This window comes from Pseudomonas nitroreducens TX1, assembly GCF_000313755.1.
Classification (GTDB): domain Bacteria; phylum Pseudomonadota; class Gammaproteobacteria; order Pseudomonadales; family Pseudomonadaceae; genus Pseudomonas; species Pseudomonas nitroreducens_A.
Genome location: NZ_AMZB01000078.1, coordinates 18,818 through 40,030, shown reverse-complemented (window position 1 = coordinate 40,030; position 21,213 = coordinate 18,818). Strand labels below are relative to the sequence as shown.

Below are 21,213 nucleotides of genomic sequence, written 5' to 3'. Positions count from 1 at the left end.
TAGACATAGAATCTCCTACGAAGAGCAAAGAGAATGCCGGGCATCAGCCCGGCATTTTTCGTGGGTTCCTCGTGCAGAAACCAGCCTGCTCGTCCCTGCATGGGTTTCATATCAATGGAAGAGGTATTGCACGCCGCCATTGATCAGGCCGCCGCCCACCAGCAGGAACACGAACAACCCGGCGCCCAGCAGCAGCGGCTTGGGGCCTTCCTTGCGCAGGTCGCCCAGGCGGGTGGCAAGGCCCAGGGCGGCCATCGCCATGCCGAGCATCACGTCGTCCAGTTGCTGCAGCGGTGCCAGCCAGTTTTGCGGTACCCAGCCCAGCGAGCGCAGGCCGGTCACCAGCAGGAAGAACACGGCGAAGCCGGGGATATGCAGCTTGCGGCGTGCGCCGGGTTCAGCGACTTCGGCACTTCCAACGCGTCCGAGGATCAGCAGGGCCGGAGCCAGCAGCAGGACCCGCAGCATCTTGCTGATCAGCGCGGCATCGGCGGCGGCCGGATCCATGGCGCGACCGGCGGCAACCACCTGGGCGACCTCATGGATGGTCGAGCCAGTGAACACGCCGAAGGCCTGCTCGCTACCGAACAGATTGGGCAGCGCCGCGTAGATCATCGGGTGAAGCAGCATCGCCAGGGTACCGAAGAGCACCACGGTGGCCACCGCGACAGCGGTGTGCTCGGCACGCGCCTTGAGCACCGGGCTGCTCGCCATGACGGCGGCGGCTCCGCAGATGGCACTGCCCGCGCCGATCAGCAGGGCGCTTTCGCGCGGCAGCCTGAGCCAGCGTTCGCCGATCCACCAGGCGACGGTCAGGGTGCTGGCGACCATCAACACGTCGATGACCAATGCTGCCGGGCCGAGGGCGGCGATGTCCTGGAAGGTCAGGCGCAGGCCGTAGAGCACCACGCCCAGGCGCAGCAGCTGCTGGCGCGACAGGTCGATGCCGGGGCGAATGCTGCCGAAGCGCGCGAGCCCCAGGTTTCCGGCCAGCAGACCGATGAGAATCGCCAGGGTCAGGCTGCCAAGCCCCAGGTGCTGCAGCGCGGGGATTTCCATGAGCTGGCGGGAGCCGAAGGCGATAGCCAGGCAGAGCAGGGCGCCGGGGAGATAGTAGGGCAGGCGGCGAGGGGCGTTCATTGCAGGCTCCTTGTGTAAGGTGAAGCCATGGTGCCGCCGGTGTACTTAGTGTAAAAACGGATTGTTCTTATTGGGTTGACCGGTTTTATCAATATGGGCCCGCGCATCACCCTTCGCCAACTGGCGACCTTCACTGCGATTGCCGAACTGGGCAACGTGACCCAGGCGGCCGCGCGCATCGCGCTTTCGCAGTCCGCCGCGAGCCAGGCTTTGCAGGAACTGGAGCGCGCGCTCGGCACTCGCCTGTTCGACCGAAGCGGCAAGCGCCTGGCGCTGAACGACAATGGCCGCGCTTTCTACCCCAAGGCCAGTGCGCTGCTGGCGCAGAGCGCAGAGCTGGAGAGCCTGTTCGAGTCGGCGCCGGTGCAGCTGAGCCTCGGTGCCAGTCGCAGCATCGGTGGCTACCTGCTACCGCAGGTCATGGCCGGCTTTCTCGGCGAACTGCCCGAAAGCCGTCTGGAGTTGCAGGTTGCCAATAGCGGCGGGGTGATCGAGGCCCTGGCCGAGTTCCGGCTGGACGTGGCCTTCATCGAGGCGCCGATCCAGCATCCGCAGATCCAGCTCACGCCCTGGATGGCCGATGAGTTGCTGCTGGTTGTCGCGCCTGATCACCCTTTGGCGCGGGCCGAGCGCATCGGTCTGAGGGATCTGGCAGCGGCGCGCTGGGTGTTGCGTGAGTCCGGTTCCGGTACCCGCGTGACGTTCGAGCAACAGGTATTGCCGCGCCTGGGTAGCGTCAACGCGCCTCTGGAGGTGAGCAACGCTGAAGCGATCAAGCATCTGGTGGGCAGCGGTTTCGGCATCGGTTGCCTGTCGCAGCGCGTGGTGCAGGCGGAGCTGGAGCGCGGCGAGCTGGTGCATCTGGATAACCCGCTGGGGCCTTTGCGGCGCACGTTCTTCCGCGCGCTGCATGTCGACAAGTACCCTACGGCGGGCCTGCGTCGCTTCCTCGATTACGCCCAGGAATGGGCGGCGCGGTCAGGCGCGATCTAGCGGCCACTCGCCGATGGCGCGGTAGTGCACGCCGCTAGGGCTGTTCTCCGAGCTGAACAGCGTCACGGCCTGGGCGGGTAGTACAAAGGCAGCAGTGGCGGCCGGCGTGTGCTGGGCGTGGCGGGCGAGGGTGACATGGGGATGGAACGGGCGATGTTCGACCTCGAATCCTCCGGCCTGCAGCCCATCGCGCAACGCCTGCACCAGTTCGTACAGAGCAACCGGCACGCTGCTGGGCGCCAGGTGCAGGATGCCATTGTTCCGGCGCGCGACGTGGTTCAGCTCCAGGTTGAAGCCCTGGCGTGGCAGGCGTTCGCCGATGGCGCGCAATTCCGCCTTGCGGCCGCGTGGTACGGAGCCGAGAAAGGCCAGGGTCAGGTGCAGGTTGGCCTGGGCTACGGGCTGGCCGTCGTGGTGCAGGCTGTCGCGCCAGGAGCAGATGCGCATCGCCAGTTCCACCGGGCAGGGCAGGGCGAAGAACAGCCGCATGGGGGGTGTGGTCATCGACTGAAGTCTCCTTGACAGCTTTGCCGGGGCTTCTCTAGGATGCCGCACAGCGCCGATTTAAGTAGCAACTTGCGGGGCGCGGATGCAGCGATGGCTGACATCGAAATACCGCTAAAGCGCTGGTTCGGTGTGCCTCTCGCCGCGTCCAGCAGGACCCTTGAGGCGGAAGACTAGACACCATGACCTGTCCCAACCCGCATGTGCGCCTGGCCCCCATCACCACCGGCCTGCTGCGCCGCAATCCGAAGATCCTCCTGGGCGGCAATCACCAGCCCACCCTCGTCCGTTACCTCGATGGCTGGCCCAAGCGCTGGAACGGCTCGCGCACCTTCCTGATCCAGTTCGCCGAGACCTTTGCCGATCTCGCGCGTTTCCCGTCCGACAGCTTCGACTTCGCGGTGGTGCAGTCGCCGGCGGCCGAACAGCTGGAGTCGGCTATCCACGAGCTGATCCGTGTTGCCCGGCAGGGGCTGATTACCCGCCGCCCACCGGCGCTCTGATCATTCTGTAGGAACGTCGTTCTCTGGCGGCACTCAGGGGTACTCGATTTCCACCACGAACCACATCTTCTCGCCGGATGGGCTGCGAACCATCACCTCGGCATCCAGTTCCTTGCCCACCAGGGCGCGGGCCAGGGGGGAGTCGATACTGATGTGGTTGTTGCGCAGGTCCAGTTCGTCCGGGCCGACGATGCGGTAACGGGCCTGCTCGCCGTCCTCGTCTTCCAGGGTGACCCAGGCGCCGAAGTAGACCTTGTTCGGATCGGCCGGACGCTCGCTGACCACCTTGCAGTTCTCCAGGCGTTTGCGCAGGAAGCGCACGCGGCTGTCGATCTCGCGCAGCATCTTCTTGCCGTAGGTATATTCGGCGTTCTCCGAACGGTCGCCTTGCGCGGCGGCCTCGCTGACCGACTGGGTCACCTGGGGCCTGCGCACGTTCCACAGTTCGTGCAGTTCGGCGCGCAGGCGCGCTTCGCCTTCGGGAGTGATCAGCGGGGTACCGGCGGGGCGGGGCGGACGATAGCGGCTCATGGCATCCAGTGCGACGAAAGTGATCGGGGCAGTCTACCCGATCAGCTCTCGCGCAGCAGGCGCAATGGGCTCACGTTGAGCGCGCGGCGGGTACCCAGCAAGCCTGCGCCGCCGACCAGCAACGCACCGAGGACGGGTAACACCAGCAGCCAGGGATGCGGACTCCACGGCAGGTCGAATACCAGCCGGTAGAGCAGGTAGCTGATCAGCTCGCAGCCCAGCGCCGCCAGCAGGCCGCTGACCGCCCCGAGCAGGGCGAACTCGCTGCGCCGCGTGCGCATCAGCAGGCCGCGCTCGGCGCCCAGCGCACGCAGCAGCGCACCCTGGCGCAGGCGTTCGTCGAGGGTCGCCTGCAGGCCCGCGAACAACACCACAAAGCCGGCCGCGAGAACGAACACCAGCACGTACTCCACTGCCAGCGTCACCTGGTCGAGGATGCTGCGCAGCTGCGCGAGCAGGGCGTCCACCGGCAGCAGGGTGACGGTGGGGTAGGCGCGGGCCAGTTCGATCAACTGGCGCTCCTGGCTGGCCGGCAGATAAAAGCTGGTCAGGTAGGTCACCGGCAGGTCGGTCAGCGTGCCGGGCTCGAAGACCATGAAGAAGTTGGGCTGGAAATTGTCCCACTTCACCGAGCGCAGGCTGCGGATCTGCGCTTCACGCGTCTGCCCGGCGACGGTGAAGCTCAGGTGGTCGCCGACCTTGAGGCCGAGATTGCCGGCGAGCTTCTCTTCCACCGAGACACCGGGCAGCTCGCTCTTCTCGCCGGCCTGCCACCAGTCGCCAGCGACTATCTGGTTGCCCGAGGGCAGGCGCGCCGACCAGGTCAGGCCGAGGTCGCGGTGCAGGGCGCGTTCGCTGCGCACATCTTCCTTCAGTGTTTGGACGGGCTTGCCGTTCACCGCCACCAGCCGGCCGGGTACCATCGGGTAGAGGTCTTCGGCGTTGGGCGAGAGCGCCTTCACGCGTTGCGAGAAACCTTCTTTCTCGGCCGGCAGGATGTTCAGGGCAAAGTGGTTCGGTGCGTTGGGCGGTAATTGGGAATGCCAGGTGTCCAGCAGCTCGCCGCGCAGCAGCGCGATCAGTGCCATGGCCAGCAGGATCAGGCCGAAGGCGAGGCTCTGCCCGGCAGCGGCCAGCGGATAGCGCAGCAGCTGGCCCAGGCCCAGCCGCCACGGCAGGCTGGCGCCCTGGAGCGCGCGGCGCAGGCCACGCAAGGCCAGCAGCAGGATGAAGCCGAGGACCGCCGCGGCGATGGCGCCGCCACCGAGCAGGGCGAGGGTGAGTTTCAGGTCCAGGCTCAGGCGCCACATGATCAGGCCGAGGGCGAGCAGGGCGCAGCCGTAGGCGGCCCAGGTGCGCATCGGTACCGGCAGCAGGTCGCTGCGCAGCACTCGCAGCGGCGGTACGCGGCCGAGGGCGGCGAGCGGCGGCAGGCCGAAACCCGCCAGCGCGACCAGGCCGGTCGCCATGCCGGCCAGTGCGGGGACTATGCCGGCATCGGGGATTTCCGGCGGCAGCAGGTTGCCCAGCAGATGCATCAGGCCGAGCTGCGCAAGCCAGCCGAGGAAGGCGCCGCAGACACTGGCAGCCAGTCCCAGGGTGAGTAGTTGACTGCCATACAGCAGGAGGGCTTCGCGGCGCGACAGACCCAGGCAGCGCAGCAGCGCGCTGGCGTCGAAGCGGCGCGTGGCGAAGCGGTTGGCCGACAGCGCCACGGCCACGCCGGCGAGCAGCACGGCGGCAAGGCTGGCGAGGTTCAGGTAGCGCTCGGCACGGCCCAGGGCATCGCCGATCTGCCGGTTGCCGTGATGGGCGTCCTGCAGTTCCTGGTTGGCGGCAAGGTTGCCCTGGGTCGCCTGCCGGTAGCTTTGCAGGGCGTCGTGCGCACCGCCCCAGAGGTCGCGATAGCGTACCCGGCTGCCGGGCTGTACCACCCCGGTGGCGTCCAGGTCGTGCAGGCTCATCATCACGCGCGGGGTGAGGCTGTAGAAGTCGCCGGCGCGGTCCGGTTCATAGGTCAGTACGCGGGCGATGCGCAGGGACTTGCGGCCGATGTCGACGCTGTCGCCGATCTTCAGGTCGAGGCTGGCCAGCAGGCGCGATTCGACCCAGATATCACCCGGAGCCGGTCGGCCGCCCTCGACTTCCGGCTGCAAGGGCGCAGCCGCGCTCTTCAGTTCGCCGCGCAGCGGATAGCTGTCGCCGACCGCTTTCACGCTGCTCAGCTGGATGCCGTTGTCGGTGGCCACCACGCTGGAAAATTCCACGCTCTGGGCGTGCTGCAAACCGAGCTGGAGGCCGCGTTCGATCTGTTCCCGCTGCGCCGGCTGGGTGCCGCTGAGTACCAGGTCCGCGCCGAGGAATTCGGCGGCGCGGACCAGCATGGCGCCGTTCAGGCGAGCGCTGAAATAGCCGATCGCGGAGCTGGCGGCCACTGCTATCAGCAGGGCGAAGAACAGCACGCGCAGTTCGCCGCTGCGGCCCTCGCGCCACAGCTGGCGCAGGGACAGGCGAAACAGGTTGGGCAGCGACAGTGGCTTCATCGGCTCTCGTCCGTCAGGGTTCGACGTGGTCGATCAGGTGGCCGCTTTCCAGGCGGATGTGGCGCTGGCAGCGGTGGGCGAGGCGCTCGTCGTGGGTCACCAGGATCAGGGTGGTGCCGCGCTCGCGGTTCAGCTCGAAGAGCAGGTCGCTGATACGCTCGCCGGTGTGGGTGTCGAGGTTGCCGGTGGGTTCGTCGGCGAACAGTACGTCCGGTTCGGCGGCGAAGGCGCGGGCAATGGCGACACGCTGCTGCTCGCCCCCGGAGAGCTGGCGAGGGTAGTGGGTCAGGCGCTGGCCGAGGCCGACCCGGTCCAGCAGCTCGCGGGCGCGCGGCTCGGCGTCCTTGCGGCCATCCAGCTCCAGCGGCAGCATGACGTTTTCAAGCGCATTGAGGCTGTCGAGCAACTGGAAGGACTGGAAGACGAAGCCGACGTGGGCGGCGCGTACCCGCGCGCGCTGGTCCTCATCGAGACGGCCGAGGGTGTGCCCGAGCAGGACGATCTCGCCGCCGCTGGGCAGGTCGAGCCCGGCGAGCAGGCCCAGGAGGGTGGACTTTCCCGAGCCCGAGCTGCCGACGATGGCGAGGCTGTCGCCGCGGGCGAGCTCGAGGGAGAGATCGTGGAGGATGGTCAGCTTGCCTTCCGCGCTGGAAACAACCTTGCTAAGGTTCCGCGCGGTGAGAATGCGTTCGCTCATGGAGAATCCGATGCGTGCATGGCTAATGGGCGGCTGCCTGGCGTTGCTTCTGATCACGCAGCAGGCCGCGGCGCAGACGCTGTTGGTCGTCGGCGATAGTATCAGCGCCGGTTTGGGGCTGGATACCAGCCTGGGGTGGGTCAACCTGCTGGACAAGCGCCTGAAGGAGCAGGGTTTCGACTACAAGGTGGTGAATGCGTCGATCTCCGGCGACACCACGGCCGGAGGCCTCGCGCGGCTGCCGGCGCTGCTTTCGGAGCAGAAACCGAAGCTGGTGGTGATCGAACTGGGTGGCAACGACGGCCTGCGTGGAATGGCCCCGGCGCAATTGCAACAGAATCTTAGCGGCATGGTTCAGCAGTCGCAGAAGGCGGGCGCCCAGGTGATCCTGCTCGGCATGCGCCTGCCGCCCAATTACGGTCAGCGCTATACCGATGCGTTCGCCAAAGTCTTCGACAGCGTGGCGAGTGAGCAGAAGATTGCCCTGGTGCCGTTCTTCCTCGAGGGGGTAGGGGGCGTGCAGGACATGATGCAGGCCGACGGCATCCATCCGGCGGTGGTCGCGCAGCCTAAACTGCTCGACAACGTGTGGCCGACCCTCAAGCCGCTACTCTGATCAGTCGATGCTCTGATAAACCACGGAATCGAGGCTTCCCCGCGCCCTGCCTTTCGGCTATGTTTGCGCACCCTTCTGGAACCCCCTATGTCGCGCCCCGCCTGGACCCTCTTCGCCTACCAGTTGATCGAACCCGATGAACAGCTGGATCTGTTCGCCTGCCGCGAGGTCCGGGTGCATCTGGTCGCGCGCCAGTTGGAGCTGGGTACCCCGGCCGACCGCACGCTGTGCGGCAGCCTGCTGCCGGCGCAGCCGATGTGGCGTGGAGCCGAGAAACCGCTGCTGCGCGATCGGCGCATCTGCGCGGCATGCCTGAAACAACTCGAAGAGGAAAAGCGCGGCGCGCGCAGTTCCTGGCTCGTCTGATATCTCCCGTTGACGGGGCTTGCAGTGGTAAACTGGTTATCCTTTGCCCATTGCCCATGTCAAGGATCCTCGGATGTTGTCGCGCGTCATTGCCGCCTGCTCGCTGTCCCTCGCCGCGCTGCTCTCGGCCGGCCCCGTTTCCGCCATTGAATTGCCGCTGCCGGCGCCGGGCGACGATATCGTCGGCCAGGTCCAGGTGATCAAGGCCAAGTACGAAGACACCTTTGCCGACCTCGGCGAGAAATACGGTCTCGGCTACTCCGAGATGATCGCCGCCAACCCAGGCGTCGATGCCTGGCTGCCGGGCGTGGGTACCGAGATCATCATCCCGACCCGTTTCGTCCTGCCGGCCGGTCCGCGCGAAGGCGTGGTGATCAACCTCGCCGAATACCGCCTGTACTACTTCCCCAAGGACAAGAACGTCGTCTACACCTACGCCCTGGGTATCGGACGTGAAGGCTGGGGTTCGCCGGTGGGCAGCACCAGTGTGATCGCCAAGACCAAGGATCCGGCCTGGTACCCGCCGGCCTCGATCCGCGCCGAGCATGCCGCCGACGGCGACCCGCTGCCGAGCGTAGTGCCGCCGGGCCCGGACAACCCGCTGGGTCCGTACAAGATGAGCCTGGGCTTCCACGGCTACCTGATCCATGGCTCGAACAAGAAGTTCGGCATCGGTACCCGCACCAGCCACGGTTGCTTCCGCATGTACAACTGGGACGTGACCCAACTGTTCTCGATGATTCCGGTGGGCACCAAGGTGCGCATCATCAACGAGCCGTACAAGTTCGGCCGCAGCGAGGGCAAGATCTATCTCGAAGCCCATGCGCCGATCGACGATAACGGTGATCCGTCCGTGGTCGACAAGCACACCGCGGTGATCAATGCCCTGCTCAAGCGCGAGGACATCGCCAGCCAGATGCAGATGGACTGGAACGTCGTGCGCGAAGTGGTTGCCGCTGAAGATGGCCTGCCGGTTGCCATTGCCCAGCCGCAGCCCGTGCAGGGCGGTTCGGTTGCCGCCACTGCCGATCAGGACGCCATGCCGCTGCAGTAACATGTAGCGCGCACTGGAAAGCCCGCCGACCGTCACCGGTCGAGCGGGCTTTTTAGTGCCCGTTGCATTGTCGTGGAGACAAGGCAGCGGGCATAAAAAACCGACCCCGAAGGGTCGGTTTTTTCGAACAGATCCGAAGATCTATTACTTGCGGCTGGCTTTGTCCAGCATACGCAGGGCGCGCTCGTTAGCCTCGTCAGCGGTCTGCTGGGCTTTCTGAGCGGCGGCCAGAGCTTCGTCAGCCTTGCGATAAGCTTCATCGGCACGGGCTTGAGCGCGAGCAGCGGCGTCTTCAGTAGCGGTCAGACGTGCTTCGGTTTCTTTCGAGTGGCTGCTGCAACCGGTGGCCAGAACAGCAGCCAGAGCCAGAGCAGAGAATTTCAGAACGTTGTTCATCGTGTTCCCCTTAAGGTGGACATTTCCATTAAAAGCAATCTCCCATGACTGGGAAATTAGCCGGACTACATAGTACCCATTACTTGTAGTAAGTAAACTGACCAAGCGCAAGTACGGCACTTTTTTTTCATGTTAGGTCGCTCTTCGCAGTTGTGCGAGGCCGGTTTGGGCAAAAACTGTCCAATCTGGCAAAGAAGTGTTACCAGCGGGCGCCAGCAGGGCGCTGGGGCGGGTTCGCGATGTTCGGAACCAAGCTTTCGGAGTAGTGTCGACACTGATCGATCAACTGTTTAATCCGCCTTGCGCAGTTGTCCAACCGACAACTTGCAAATAGGTCGCAACAGGTGAAGAAAGTGTGAAGGGGAAAACGAAAAAGCCCGGCTAATTGCTTAGCCGGGCTTCTTCATGAATCTGGCGGTGAGGGAGGGATTCGAACCCTCGATACGATTTCTCGTATACACACTTTCCAGGCGTGCTCCTTCAACCGCTCGGACACCTCACCAGATTTCTCGACAGCGCTGTGTCTGTCGAGGCGCGCACTTTACTCAAAGGTTTCCTCCTTGGCAAATCTTTTTTGAAAATTTTTTCCAAGGGATTCATCGGCTTAAGGAGCATGGTCCGGATCGCGGGTACACTGGCGGCTTCTGATACCTGGAAAAGCGCATGGCCAGCTGGGACATCTTCTGCAGCGTAGTCGACAACTATGGCGACATCGGCGTCACCTGGCGGTTGGCCCGTCAATTGGCCGGCGAACACCGTCAGCAGGTCCGCCTGTGGGTCGACGACCTGGCGGCGTTCGCACGCATCTGTCCGGCGGCCGATGGCCGGGCTGCCTCGCAGCGGCAGTCGGAAGTGGAAGTCCGGCTGTGGCCCAGGCCCTGGCAGCACACGCCAGCGGCGGATGTTGTGATCGAGGCCTTCGCCTGCGAAATGCCGGCTGCCTATATAGAAGCGATGAGCCAACGCCCGAAGCCTTCCTTGTGGCTGAACCTGGAATACCTCAGTGCCGAGTCGTGGATAGAGTCGTGCCACGGTCTGCCGTCGATGCAGGCCAGCGGTCTGCAGAAGTATTTCTATTTTCCAGGCTTCACCTTTGCGACGGGCGGGTTATTGCGCGAGGACGACCTGATTGCCCGGCGCGATGCCTTCCAGGCCGATTCGTCAGCCAGCCTGCGCTTCCTGGAAAGCCTCGGCGTGCACCCCCATCCCTGCGAGCGGCGCATTTCCCTGTTCGCTTATGAGAACGTCGCGCTGGGCGGCTGGCTGGATGCGCTGGCCGAAAGCCAAACTGCCACGTTGCTGCTGGTGCCAGAAGGCAGAGTGCTTGTCGACGTGGAGCGTTGGGCGGGGCAGGCGCTGGGCGTCGGGGAGCAGTACCGGAAGGACGCCCTGCGCGTGCAGGTATTGCCCTTCGTGCGCCAGGAAGACTACGACACGCTGCTGTGGAGTTGCGATGTCAACGCGGTGCGCGGCGAGGATTCCTTCGTGCGCGCACAATGGGCAGGGCGGCCGTTCGTCTGGCACATCTACCAGCAGGACGAGGACGTTCACCTGGAGAAACTGCAAGCTTTCCTGGCGTTGTTCTGCGAGGGGATGGACAACGCGCTGCGGGCGAAGCTGCAGTCGTTCTGGATGGCGTGGAATGGCCAGGGGAACGTCGGCGATGCCTGGAGAAAGTTGGAGAAACGGCTGCCGGAGTGGGCCGCGTGGATTGGCAATTGGCAGCGGCGGCTGAGCGAACAAACCGATCTTGCCGCGGGGCTGGTGCGTTTTTATACAAATTGGCTATGATATGGCCCCTGATTTTTGTCTCCAATCCAATCGGATAATCGTATGAAAACCGCACAAGAGTTCCGCGCTGGCCAGGTTGCCAACATCAATGGCGCCCCCTGGGTCATCCAGAAGGCCGAGTTCAACAAGTCCGGCCGTAACTCCGCGGTCGTCAAGATGAAGCTGAAGAACCTGCTGACCGGTGCCGGCACCGAGACCGTGTTCAAGGCCGACGACAAGCTGGAGCCGATCATCCTCGATCGCAAGGAAGTCACCTACTCCTACTTCGCGGACCCGCTGTATGTCTTCATGGACACCGAGTTCAACCAGTACGAGATCGAGAAAGACGATCTGGAAGGCGTGCTGACCTTCATCGAAGACGGCATGACCGATGTCTGCGAAGCCGTCTTCTACAACGAGAAAGTGATCTCCGTTGAACTGCCGACCACCATCGTTCGCGAAATCGTCTACACCGAGCCGGCTGTCCGTGGCGACACCTCCGGTAAAGTGATGAAGACTGCCCGCCTGAAGAACGGTGCTGAAGTCCAGGTTTCCGCCTTCTGCGAAATCGGTGACTCCATCGAGATCGATACCCGCACTGGTGAGTACAAGTCCCGCGTCAAGGCCTGAGCCTGATTCGAGATGCAAAAAAGCCCGGCTGATGCCGGGCTTTTTCGTTTCTGGCGTTCTGGTTTGTCGGCGCTGGAATCAGACGCTGACGTTCAGGCGCACGTCAATGTTGCCGCGGGTGGCGTTGGAGTAGGGGCAGACCTGGTGGGCTTTGGCGACCAGGTCTTCGGCCTCGGCCTGGTCCAGGCCCGGCAGGTTGATGTTCAGTTCCACTTCCAGGCCGAAACCGCCGGGGATCTGGCCGATGCCGACCTTGCCGGTGATGGAGGCGTCCGCCGGGATCTGTTTCTTGCTCTGGCTGGCGACGAACTTGATGGCGCCGATGAAGCAGGCCGAGTAGCCGGCGGCGAACAGCTGTTCCGGGTTGGTGGCTTCGCCACCCGCACCGCCCAGTTCACGCGGGGTGGAGAGTTTCACGTCGAGGATGCCGTCCGAGGAGATGGCGCGGCCGTCACGGCCTCCAGTGGCGGTAGCAGTGGCGGTGTAGAGGGCTTTGATGGTTTGCATGGTGGTCTCCGATTCGCTGTCTGGGATGTCTGGAAGAGGTGTCTGGCTGCTTAATATCTTGTGCGCTAAGCAGTTCGTGAGGTGAAAGTTAGTTCGATTTAAGTTAGTGCGCAAGATAATTATTGGAAGATTTCTGACTAAGGAACCTGCATCTTTGGCATAAGCCCCGGATTAGGGGCCTTGCAGATGACCGCGCAGGTCCACGAGCTCCTCCTGAAGATGCTTCAGACTGTCCAACGTCAGACCGCTGCTGGCCAGGATGCAGGCCGGAATGCTCTCCGCCTGTCGGCGCAGCTCACGGCCCTTGTCCGTCAGGCGCAGTTGCACCACGCGCTCGTCGGCTTGGCTGCGGGTGCGGGTGATGAGGCCTTCGGCCTCCAGGCGCTTGAGCAGGGGTGTGAGGGAACCGGGGTCGGTGAGCATGCGTGAGCTGATTTCTCCCACGGTGATGCCGTCTTCCTCCCATAGCACCAGCATGGCGATGTACTGCGGGTAGGTGAGCCCCAGATCCTGCAGCAGCGGCTTGTAGACCTTGGTCATTTGCAGGGAGGTGGAGTAGAGGGCGAAGCACAGCTGGTTATCCAGCTTGAGGGCTTCGCAGGTCGGGTCTTTCCGGGTCATGGCGTGCTCCTGGTCGGGACGCTCGAAGCGAAGAGGTGATTGCGCATTAATTTAGCGCGATGGTTAATTCTTGAACAGCGCTTCCGCCAGCGCGGCGTCCCACGGCGGCGGGAAGCCGAAACGCTGCAGCAGGAAGGCCAGCAGGCGCTCGCTGCGCGGGTGGGTGCCGCGCTCCAGGCGCAATGCATGGATGACCCCGGGCTCCGGTTCAGGAAGGCCGTTCTCGCAGAACAACGGCAGCAGTTGGCCGGAGATCAGGTATTCGCTGCACAGCCAGGTGGGCAGGTGGGCAAGGCCGATGCCTTGCAGCGCGCCTTCCACCAGCGTTTCGGCGTTGTTGGCGGTCATGCGCAGCCGACGCGGCCGCAGGTGTTGCAGCTTGCCGTCGATCAGGAAGCGCCAGGCCAGCGGCGGCGCGAGACCTTCCCAGTCGAGGCCGGTGTGCTCCGGCAGCTCCAGCGGTGAGGCCGGGTTGCCGTGCTGCTGCAGGTAGGCGGGGCTCGCGCAGACAATCCGCCGCATGGGTGCCAGGCGCGTGGCAACCAGGCGGCTGTCAGGCAGGGTGCCGATTCGCAGAACCAGGTCGACTTGGCCGAGGTTCTCCCCGCGGGTGTCGGTGAAACTGTCGATCAGCCGCAGTTGCACGTCGAGGCCGGGATTGGCGGTGAGAAAGTCTGCCAGCGCCGGTGCCAGATGGCGGCGACCGAAGGGTACGGGAGCGTCGATGCGGATCAGGCCTTCCGGCGCGGTGCTCAGGGAAACCGCTTCCGCTCGCGCCTGGCGCAGCTCGACGACTATGCGCCGCGCTCGCTCGGCAAACGCCAGGCCCGCCGGAGTGGCGCGTACGCTGTGGGTGCTACGGGTCAGCAAGGTTGAGCCTAGTCCTTCCTCCAGGGAGTCCATGCGCCGCGCCACGGCAGAAGGGGTGAGCTGGCGCAGGCGGCCGGCGGCGGAGAAGCTGCCGTGGTCGAGTACGTCCAGATAGAGGTCGAGCTGGTCTTCCAGGCCGGTAGAGTTCATGGGTTTTATTACCACTGTGCGCAAAATGCAAAGCCATTGTGCTGCGCTTTGCGTTTCCCATCCAGCCGGGTTTTCCTAGCATGAGCGCATTGTTGTGGAGGTGCGTGATGTGGAATCTGGTCCTGGACTTTGTGCTCGGCGTCGTGCTGGGCAGCCTGGGTGGGCTGTTCGGTATCGGCGGCGGGTTGCTGGCGATTCCGGCGCTGGGCGTGCTCTTCGGGCTGGATCAGCAACTGGCGCAGGGCACCGCGTTGGTGATGGTGGTGCCGAACGTGCTGTTGGCGATCTGGCGTTACCACCAGCGCAACCGCATCGATCTGGCGCAGGCCGGCGTGCTGGCGCTGACCGGTCTGGTCTGCGCGTTCTTTGCCTCCAGCATCGCGGTGAACCTGGATGGCCGCAGCATGCGCACCGCCTTCGTGGTCTTCCTGGTTCTGCTCGCGGTATATCTGCTGGTGCGCCTGTTCCAAGCTGTTCCCCAGGGCAGCAGCACGCCGCGCTACGGGCTGCCGTGGATGGGCGTGCTGGGGCTGGGCGCGGGTTCGCTGGGCGGGCTGTTCGGCGTGGGCGGTGGCGTGCTGGCGACGCCGGTATTGACGTCCGTCTTCGGCCTGACTCAGGTGGTCGCCCAGGGCCTCGCGCTGGCACTGGCGGCGCCCAGCACAGGCGTAGCGCTGGCGACCTATGCGGTGCACGGCCATGTGGACTGGCGCATGGGCGGCGCGCTGGCGCTGGGCGGGCTGGTGAGCATCTCCTGGGGCGTGGGCCTGGCTCATGCGCTGCCCGAGCGTCAACTGCGCATGGCTTTCAGCGCTTTCCTGGTCGTCTGTGCGGCACTGCTGGCGGTGCGCTGAGCCGCCTTACGAGCGGAAGCCTTCGACTATGTACTCGGCCAGCTTGTCGGTCACCGGCGTCATCTTCTGTCCGCGCAGCAGGACGATGCTGGCGTTGGGCAGCACCGGCAGGCCCTCGTCCTCGCCGAGGATGCGCAGGTTGCCTGTGAGCAGACTGCGCAGTTGCGCGGTCACCGCGAGGCCCGCGCTGGCCACGGCGAACAGCGCCGACAGACTCGGGCTGCTGTAGGCGATGCGGTAGTCCACCTCCATCGCCTCCAGGGCATTGCAGGCCCAGGCGCGGCAGAAGCAGGCGGTGTTGAACATTGCCAATGGCAGGGGGCGCTGATCCTGTGGGCAGAAGCTCTCGGCGGCCATCCAGACGAAATCTTCCTGCCGCAGCAGCTGGCCGATCTCGGTGCCCGGCTCGCGGGTGACGATGGACAGGTCCAGGTCGTTGCGCAGCAGCAATTGCGCGGACGACTCGCAATGCACCTCGACCTGCACCAGCGGGTAGGCCTCGGCGAAGCGCGAGAGGATGCTGGGCAGGAAGCGCATCACATAGTCGTCCGGCGTGCCGATCTTCACCGAGCCGACCATGTGCGGCTGGCGGAAGGTGTTGAACACCTCGCCCTGCAATCGCAGGATGCGCCGCGCATAGCCCAGCAGGATCTGGCCTTCCGGCGTCAGGCGCACCTGGCGGCCGTCGCGCTCGAACAGGCTGCGCTCCAGCACGTCTTCCTCCAGGCGTTTCATCTGCATGCTCACCGCCGACTGCGTGCGGTTGACCATCTCGGCGGCGCGGGTGAAGCCACCGTGGTCGGCGATGGCGACGAAGGTGCGCAGCAGTTCGCTGTCGATGCTGGGGAAGCTGCTCATTCATCAATCTCCGAGATGGGTTGCATAAGAATGATTCGTTGGATTGATCTTAGCGCGAGCGGGAAACTGCATCCAACCCCACAGGGAGGGAAGCATGATGAAAGGTCAACTAGGTTTCGTAGCAACGTCCTACCATGTTCACAAATCTTCCGATCACAAAGCCGCGGCCGTACCGCTGTGGAAGCGCGCCATCCAGCGTGTCCTGCACTGGCATGAGCTGGCCCGCCAGCGTCGTGAGCTGGCGACCATGAGCGATGAGGCGCTCAAGGACATCGGCCTGAGCCGCGCCGATATCCAGCAGGAAGTCGAGCGCCCCTTCTGGGCGGACTATGTCCGCCGTTGAGCCCGCCGGGCGGCACGGACTCCCGCCGTGCCGCCCGCCTTTGCAAATCTGATCAACGTCATGACAAGGATGCCCATGTCCCCCCGATACCATCTCGCCCAGCTCAACATCGCCAAGGCCCGTGCCCCGTTGGATCACCCCCTGATGAAGGGGTTCGTCGACCAGCTCGATCACATCAACGCCCTTGCCGAGCGCAGCCCCGGCTTTGTCTGGCGTTTGCAGACGGAGGAGGGCGATGCCACTGCCATCCGCGTCTTCGAAGACCCGCTGATCATCGTCAACCTGTCCGTCTGGGAATCCGTCGAGTCGCTCAAGGACTACGTCTATGCCGGCGAGCACCTGCAGGTGCTGCGCAGCAAGCGCGACTGGATGGAGCGCCTGCCCGCGCCGAGCCTTGCGCTCTGGTGGATGCCCGAAGGCGAGCTGCCGGACGTGATGCTGGCCCGCGATCGCCTGGAGCGTCTCCGGCTGGAAGGCCCCTCGGCAGAAGTCTTCACCTTCGCGCGGCCTTTCCCCATGCCCCAGCGGCTCGGTGAACCCGCCTGATGCAGCGAGGCAGCGCAATTGGCGTTAGGCTCTAGGGCTTGACCCGCCGTGGAGTCCGCGATGCCGACCGTTGAATCCTTGTCCCTCAAGCAGGCTCGCCGCCTCGCCCTGGCTGCCCAGGGCTTCACGCTGCGCAAGCCCAGCGGCGAGGTGCAGCGTCGCCATGTGCGCAGTGTGCTGGAACGACTGGGCGTACTGCAGATCGACTCGGTGAACGCGCTGGTGCGCTCGCACTACCTGCCGCTGTTCTCGCGCCTGGGTACCTACTCGCCGGCGCTGCTGGAAGAGGCCGCCTGGAGTGGCGGCCGTCATCGTCGGCTATTCGAATACTGGGGGCATGAAGCGTCGCTGCTGCCGCTGGACTTCTATCCGCTGATGCGCTGGCGCATGCGCCGCGCAGCCGAGGGGCGCGGGATCTACCAGCAACTGGCGCGTTTCGGGCGTGAGCAGCAAGCGGTGATCCGGCGGGTGCTGGATGCCGTGCGCGAGCAGGGGTCGCTGGGTGCCGGCAGCCTGACCACCCGCCAGGAACGCGCCGGCCCCTGGTGGGACTGGAGCGACGAGAAGCACGCGCTGGAGTGGCTGTTCGCCGCGGGCGAGGTGACGGTCGCCGGGCGGCGCGGCTTCGAGCGGCTTTACGATTTGCCCGAACGCGTCTTGCCTTCCGATCTGCTGCAACAGCCCGAACTGGAGGAAGACGAGGCGCAGCGCCAGTTGCTGCTGCATTCGGCGCAAGCGCTGGGTGTGGCCACCGAGAGGGACCTGCGCGATTACTTCCGTCTCGACCCTGCCGACAGCAAGGCGCGGCTGGTCGAGCTGGTGGAGGCGGGCGAGCTGTTGCCGGTGCAGGTCCAGGGCTGGCAGACGCCCGCCTATTGCCTGGCGGACCCGGTGATCCCGCGCAAGGTACGCGCCAGTGCCTTGCTCTCGCCTTTCGATTCGCTGGTCTGGGAGCGCGCCCGCACCGAGCGGCTGTTCGACTTCCGCTACCGTCTGGAAATCTACACGCCGCAGCACAAGCGCGTTTACGGCTACTACGTACTGCCGTTCCTGTTTGATGAGCATCTCGCCGCGCGGGTCGATCTGCGTTCTGACCGCGCCGCCGCGAAGCTGGTGGTGCATGCCGTCCACGAGGAGGAAAAGGGCCTGGGCGAGGAGGGGCATGCCGCGCTGGCGCGGCAACTGGGGGAGATGGCGAACTGGCTCGGGCTGGAGCGGGTGGTGGTGAACTGCAGGCGGCCATCCGGCGAACGCCTGCAAGGACTGCTGGCGCAGGCCTGAAAACGAACGGGCCTCCGAAGAGGCCCGCCTGGGATCACTTGCCGCTGGCGATGCGCTGGCGGATGTGGTCCGCGCGCTGCTGCGAGCCGGGGTGCGAGTCGAACATGCTGCTCTCCTTGCCGCCGCTCAGCTTGGCCAGCTTGTCGAAGGCAGTGGCCAGGCCTTCCAGCGGGATGCCGCGCTTCTTCAGCAAGTCGAAGGAGTAGTCATCGGCGGCTGATTCCTGGGACTGGGAGAACTGTGCGTTGACCAGCGCCTCGCCGATCTCGCCCAGCTGCGACTGCGACAGCGCTGCCACGGTGGCATTGCCCGAGGCGGCAGCGGCGTTGCGTGCGGCAGCGGCTGCGTAGGCGGTCTGGGTGGCCTTCTTGATGTGGCCCAGGGCGACGTGGCCGATCTCGTGGCCGAGCACGCCTTCCACTTCGTTGTCGTTCATCAGGTCCATCAGGCCGGAGTAAACGCGCACGCAGCCGTTGGCCATGGCGAAGGCGTTGATGTCGTCGGTGAGGTAGACCTTGTAGTTGACCGCGGTGCCGGTGAGCGGGTTGCCCAGGGCGGCGGCGATCTTGTCCAGGCGCTGGGTGTAGGGGCTGTTGGCCGGAGCGATCTGCGCTTCGGCGTCCTGCTTGGCGCAGGCTTCGTCGGCGACCTGCTTGATCTCGGCGTCGCTCAGGGTGGCGGCCTTCATGGCCATCATGCCCGACTGCATGAGGCTGTCGGTGTTCATGTTCTGGCAGCCGGAGAGGGCTGCGGCGGTGCTGACAACGAGGGCGAGCAGGGAACGGTGGAGTAGCATCGGAATCTTCCTTGGTTGACGATTTCCATGGCGCGGCGGCTGCCGTGCGGGGCGCCACTCTAGGCAGGCGCCCCGTTACCGTCAATTGCAGGAAGTGGTTTTAGGATGGCTGTGAGACTCGTGTCGGATTCAGCGGCGCACCTGCTTCAGGGTTTCCGCGATCAGGAAGGCCAGCTCCAGCGACTGGTCCGCGTTCAGGCGCGGATCGCAGTGGGTGTGGTACCGGTCACTCAGGCCATCTTCGGTGATCGGGCGCGCGCCGCCGATGCACTCGGTGACGTTCTGCCCGGTCATCTCGATGTGGATGCCACCGGCGTAGCTGCCCTGGGCCTGGTGCACTTCGAAGAACTGCCGGACCTCGGCGAGGATGCGCGCGAAGTCGCGGGTCTTGTAGCCGCTGGAGGCCTTGATGGTGTTGCCGTGCATGGGGTCTGAACTCCACAGCACCTGCCTGCCCTCGCGCTGCACGGTCTGGATCAGGCGCGGCAGGCCGTCGCCGACCTTGTCCGCGCCCATGCGCACGATGAGGTTGAGGCGGCCGGGGTCGTTGTCCGGGTTGAGGATGTCGATCAGGCGGATCAGCTCCTCGCTGTCCATGCTCGGGCCGACCTTCACGCCGATGGGGTTGCCCACGCCGCGCAGCATCTCAACATGGGCGCCATCGAGCTGGCGGGTGCGGTCGCCGATCCACAGCATGTGCGCCGAGCAGTCGTACCAGTCGCCGGTCAGGCTGTCGCGGCGGATGAAGGCTTCCTCATAGTTCAGCAGCAGCGCTTCGTGGGCGGTGAAGAAGCTGGTTTCGCGCAGCTGCGGCGCGGTGTCCAGGCCACAGGCGCGCATGAAGGCGAGGGTCTCGTCGATGCGGTCAGCCAGTTGCTGATACCGCTCCGACAGTGCCGAGTTGGCGATGAAGTCGAGGTTCCACTGGTGTACCTGATGCAGGTCGGCGAAACCGCCACCGGCGAAGGCGCGCAGCAGGTTCAGCGAGGCGGTGGACTGGTGGTAGGCCTGCAGCAGGCGTTCCGGGTCCGGTACGCGGCTCTTCTCGTCGAAGCCGATGCCGTTGACGATGTCGCCGCGGTAGGCGGGCAGGGTCACGCCGCCGATGGTTTCATCGCCGGAGGAGCGCGGCTTGGCGAACTGCCCGGCCATGCGCCCGACCTTGACCACCGGGCAGCCGGCGGCGAAGGTCATCACCACCGCCATCTGCAGCAGCACCTTGAAGGTGTCGCGGATCTTTGCCGCGGAGAACTCGGCGAAGCTTTCGGCGCAGTCGCCGCCCTGCAGCAGGAAGGCACGGCCGGCCGTGACCTCGGCAAACTGCCGGCGCAGTTCGCGTGCCTCGCCGGCGAAGACCAGCGGCGGGAAGCTGGCCAGGGTGCGCTCGACTTCGCTCACGCGGTGGGCGTCGGGGTAGGCGGGCTGTTGCTGGATCGGCTTGCTTCTCCAGCTATCGGGGCTCCAGGGCAGGCTCATCGGCGGGGTCTTCGCGGCTGTGGACGGTATCCGCCCATGGTATCAGCTCGGCTTTTGCCCCGCGCGTGGCGGCGCGCGAGAAAGGGGGGACATCCTTGTCCAGGGGAACGCTGAAAGGCGATCAGCCGCCCGCGCAGCACGCGGGTGCGTGCTGAAGCTGAAATCTGTGCGGGGGAAGGTGTCGTTCGACGAAGGCGGGACGGGCGTTGCGCTGACGCATGCTGGGTTGTGCCTCTTGGGCTGTTATTCTTGAGGCCTTGCCGAAGTGGCGGTCGTGGCTGGCCGTCTTGATTCGAAGGATTATTGTGTGCGCGAGCCCCTGTATTTCAATGGCAAACCGTGCCGTTCGCCGCACCCGGCGGACCGCATTGTCACGGCCGATTTTGCCCGGTGCCGGACATGAGCGAGGAGCTGCTGAGCGAAGAATTGCTCATCGTCGAGGAGCGCGATGAATTCGGCGTGATCCGTGTCGTGGAAAGCGGCGCCTTCCGCTACCTGGAGTTCGGCGACGAGGTCGAGCAGAGCTGCGTGCTGATGGGCGATCCGAGCTGGCTGGAGTACGACTACTCGCGCGCCATGCTGGTCGGCGCGTTGTGCCATCCGCGCCCGCGCCGTGCATTGTTCCTCGGCTTCGGCGCGGGCAGCCTGACCCAGGCCTGCCTGAAATACCTGCCGCTGGATGAGGTGGAGGCGATCGAGCTGCGCCCGTCCATCCCCCGCCTGGCCCGCGAGTACCTGGGGTTGGTGGAGGACGAGCGCCTGGACCTGCGCATCGGCGACGCGGTGCAGGAACTGGCGGAGTGCGAGCCGGCGGACCTGATTTTCCTCGATCTCTACACCGACACGGGTCCCGCGCCGGCGCATATCGCCTGGGATTTCCTCGGTACCTGCCGCGAGCGCCTGCGTCCCGGTGGCTGGCTGGTGATCAACCAGTGGAGCACCGACGATGGCCGCCCGCTGGGCGCCGCGTTGCTGCGCGGACGCTTCCATCGGCATTACTGGGAATGCCCGGTGCCTGAGGGCAATGTGATCGTCTTGGTGCCCGCGGAGCTGGACCAGGAGCTGAACCTGCGCGGCCTGAAGAAACGCGTCGGCCAGCTCGAGCCCACGCTGGGCTACTCGTTGCGCCCCTACATCGAGTCACTGCGCCCGGCACAGTGACTCGATG

The 21,213-nt window shown here is 65.2% G+C and carries 24 protein-coding genes and 1 tRNA gene; 12 read left to right on the top strand and 13 right to left on the bottom strand.

Features of this window, described 5'->3' with window-relative positions; genetic code table 11:
- Positions 1-111: 111 nt before the first annotated feature.
- Entirely contained in the window at positions 112-1,140 is a 1,029-nt protein-coding gene (locus tag C167_RS0104210; RefSeq protein ID WP_017517013.1) for a YeiH family protein, read from the bottom strand.
- A 93-nt stretch (positions 1,141-1,233) separates the two neighbouring features.
- On the opposite strand from C167_RS0104210, the gene C167_RS0104205 reads away from it, so the two are divergent.
- The gene (locus C167_RS0104205; RefSeq protein WP_017517012.1) at positions 1,234-2,133 is read left to right on the top strand and encodes a LysR family transcriptional regulator; all 900 of its coding nucleotides are present in this window, start codon (positions 1,234-1,236) and stop codon (positions 2,131-2,133) included.
- Here the strand turns inward: C167_RS0104205 and thpR are convergent.
- Positions 2,119-2,637 carry an RNA 2',3'-cyclic phosphodiesterase gene (gene thpR, locus C167_RS0104200; protein ID WP_026078799.1) on the bottom strand — a complete coding sequence of 173 codons (519 nt, stop codon included), beginning with the start codon at positions 2,635-2,637 and terminating at the stop codon, positions 2,119-2,121. The genes C167_RS0104205 and thpR overlap by 15 nt on opposite strands.
- Positions 2,638-2,819: 182 nt before the next feature.
- Between thpR and C167_RS0104195 the strand changes: the two genes are divergently transcribed.
- On the top strand, positions 2,820-3,140 hold the full coding sequence (locus C167_RS0104195; RefSeq protein ID WP_017517010.1) for a hypothetical protein: 321 nt from the start codon (positions 2,820-2,822) through the stop codon (positions 3,138-3,140).
- Between the two features lie 33 nt (positions 3,141-3,173).
- Here the strand turns inward: C167_RS0104195 and greB are convergent, their stop codons facing one another.
- The 3 genes from greB to C167_RS0104180 are packed head-to-tail and all read right to left on the bottom strand — an operon-like array spanning position 3,174 to position 6,911.
- Entirely contained in the window at positions 3,174-3,671 is a 498-nt protein-coding gene (gene greB, locus C167_RS0104190; RefSeq protein ID WP_017517009.1) for a transcription elongation factor GreB, read from the bottom strand.
- 41 nt (positions 3,672-3,712) lie between these two features.
- On the bottom strand, positions 3,713-6,214 hold the full coding sequence (locus C167_RS0104185) for an ABC transporter permease (RefSeq protein WP_017517008.1): 2,502 nt from the start codon (positions 6,212-6,214) through the stop codon (positions 3,713-3,715).
- Positions 6,215-6,227: 13 nt separating this feature from the next.
- Entirely contained in the window at positions 6,228-6,911 is a 684-nt protein-coding gene (locus C167_RS0104180; RefSeq protein WP_017517007.1) for an ABC transporter ATP-binding protein, read from the bottom strand.
- Positions 6,912-6,921: 10 nt separating this feature from the next.
- Here C167_RS0104180 and C167_RS0104175 point away from each other — a divergent pair, with 10 nt between their 5' ends.
- The 3 genes from C167_RS0104175 to C167_RS0104165 all read left to right on the top strand — a co-directional run bounded on the left by C167_RS0104175 (position 6,922) and on the right by C167_RS0104165 (position 8,947).
- Complete coding sequence (locus tag C167_RS0104175; protein ID WP_026078798.1) at positions 6,922-7,527, top strand: arylesterase; 606 nt, start codon at positions 6,922-6,924, stop codon at positions 7,525-7,527.
- An 87-nt stretch (positions 7,528-7,614) separates the two neighbouring features.
- Entirely contained in the window at positions 7,615-7,893 is a 279-nt protein-coding gene (locus tag C167_RS0104170) for a hypothetical protein (RefSeq protein WP_017517005.1), read from the top strand.
- Between the two features lie 73 nt (positions 7,894-7,966).
- Positions 7,967-8,947 (top strand): L,D-transpeptidase family protein, encoded by a 981-nt coding sequence (locus C167_RS0104165; RefSeq protein WP_017517004.1) that lies wholly within the window; start codon positions 7,967-7,969, stop codon positions 8,945-8,947.
- Positions 8,948-9,091: 144 nt separating this feature from the next.
- Here the strand turns inward: C167_RS0104165 and oprI are convergent, their stop codons facing one another.
- Together oprI and C167_RS0104155 are read right to left on the bottom strand one after the other, a co-directional pair.
- The gene (oprI, locus tag C167_RS0104160) at positions 9,092-9,343 is read right to left on the bottom strand and encodes an outer membrane lipoprotei OprI (RefSeq protein ID WP_017517003.1); all 252 of its coding nucleotides are present in this window, start codon (positions 9,341-9,343) and stop codon (positions 9,092-9,094) included.
- Positions 9,344-9,755: 412 nt separating this feature from the next.
- Positions 9,756-9,845 (bottom strand) — tRNA-Ser (locus C167_RS0104155).
- Positions 9,846-10,006: 161 nt separating this feature from the next.
- On the opposite strand from C167_RS0104155, the gene earP reads away from it, so the two are divergent.
- Together earP and efp are read left to right on the top strand one after the other, a co-directional pair.
- Positions 10,007-11,134, top strand: coding sequence for an elongation factor P maturation arginine rhamnosyltransferase EarP (earP, locus tag C167_RS0104150; protein WP_017517002.1), 1,128 nt, complete (start codon positions 10,007-10,009; stop codon positions 11,132-11,134).
- Positions 11,135-11,176: 42 nt separating this feature from the next.
- Complete coding sequence (efp, locus tag C167_RS0104145; protein ID WP_017517001.1) at positions 11,177-11,743, top strand: elongation factor P; 567 nt, start codon at positions 11,177-11,179, stop codon at positions 11,741-11,743.
- Between the two features lie 78 nt (positions 11,744-11,821).
- On the opposite strand, the gene C167_RS0104140 is transcribed toward efp, so the two are convergent.
- From C167_RS0104140 to C167_RS0104130, 3 genes are all read right to left on the bottom strand, one after another.
- On the bottom strand, positions 11,822-12,250 hold the full coding sequence (locus tag C167_RS0104140; protein WP_017517000.1) for an organic hydroperoxide resistance protein: 429 nt from the start codon (positions 12,248-12,250) through the stop codon (positions 11,822-11,824).
- Positions 12,251-12,421: 171 nt separating this feature from the next.
- Positions 12,422-12,871, bottom strand: a complete 450-nt coding sequence (locus tag C167_RS0104135) for a MarR family winged helix-turn-helix transcriptional regulator (protein WP_017516999.1) — start codon at positions 12,869-12,871, stop codon at positions 12,422-12,424.
- A 63-nt stretch (positions 12,872-12,934) separates the two neighbouring features.
- The gene (locus C167_RS0104130) at positions 12,935-13,891 is read right to left on the bottom strand and encodes a LysR family transcriptional regulator (protein WP_017516998.1); all 957 of its coding nucleotides are present in this window, start codon (positions 13,889-13,891) and stop codon (positions 12,935-12,937) included.
- Positions 13,892-13,998: 107 nt separating this feature from the next.
- On the opposite strand from C167_RS0104130, the gene C167_RS0104125 reads away from it, so the two are divergent.
- The gene (locus C167_RS0104125) at positions 13,999-14,745 is read left to right on the top strand and encodes a sulfite exporter TauE/SafE family protein (RefSeq protein WP_017516997.1); all 747 of its coding nucleotides are present in this window, start codon (positions 13,999-14,001) and stop codon (positions 14,743-14,745) included.
- 6 nt (positions 14,746-14,751) lie between these two features.
- Here C167_RS0104125 and C167_RS0104120 read toward each other — a convergent pair whose 3' ends face one another.
- On the bottom strand, positions 14,752-15,603 hold the full coding sequence (locus C167_RS0104120) for a LysR family transcriptional regulator (RefSeq protein ID WP_017516996.1): 852 nt from the start codon (positions 15,601-15,603) through the stop codon (positions 14,752-14,754).
- Between the two features lie 97 nt (positions 15,604-15,700).
- Here C167_RS0104120 and C167_RS0104115 point away from each other — a divergent pair, with 97 nt between their 5' ends.
- The 3 genes from C167_RS0104115 (at position 15,701) to C167_RS0104105 (ending at position 17,773) form a co-directional block, all read left to right on the top strand.
- A complete protein-coding gene (locus C167_RS0104115) occupies positions 15,701-15,946 on the top strand; it encodes a DUF1127 domain-containing protein (protein WP_026078797.1) in 246 nt (81 codons plus the stop codon).
- 75 nt (positions 15,947-16,021) lie between these two features.
- Positions 16,022-16,492: a DUF3291 domain-containing protein gene (locus C167_RS0104110; protein WP_017516994.1), complete on the top strand. Its 471-nt coding sequence runs from the start codon at positions 16,022-16,024 to the stop codon at positions 16,490-16,492.
- A 60-nt stretch (positions 16,493-16,552) separates the two neighbouring features.
- The gene (locus tag C167_RS0104105) at positions 16,553-17,773 is read left to right on the top strand and encodes a winged helix-turn-helix domain-containing protein (protein WP_017516993.1); all 1,221 of its coding nucleotides are present in this window, start codon (positions 16,553-16,555) and stop codon (positions 17,771-17,773) included.
- A 34-nt stretch (positions 17,774-17,807) separates the two neighbouring features.
- Here C167_RS0104105 and C167_RS0104100 read toward each other — a convergent pair whose 3' ends face one another.
- Complete coding sequence (locus tag C167_RS0104100) at positions 17,808-18,569, bottom strand: M48 family metalloprotease (protein ID WP_017516992.1); 762 nt, start codon at positions 18,567-18,569, stop codon at positions 17,808-17,810.
- Between the two features lie 129 nt (positions 18,570-18,698).
- Positions 18,699-20,045 carry a class II 3-deoxy-7-phosphoheptulonate synthase gene (locus C167_RS0104095; protein WP_017516991.1) on the bottom strand — a complete coding sequence of 449 codons (1,347 nt, stop codon included), beginning with the start codon at positions 20,043-20,045 and terminating at the stop codon, positions 18,699-18,701.
- 399 nt (positions 20,046-20,444) lie between these two features.
- On the opposite strand from C167_RS0104095, the gene C167_RS0104090 reads away from it, so the two are divergent.
- Positions 20,445-21,206 carry a spermidine synthase gene (locus C167_RS0104090; RefSeq protein ID WP_017516990.1) on the top strand — a complete coding sequence of 254 codons (762 nt, stop codon included), beginning with the start codon at positions 20,445-20,447 and terminating at the stop codon, positions 21,204-21,206.
- Positions 21,207-21,213 lie beyond the last annotated feature (7 nt).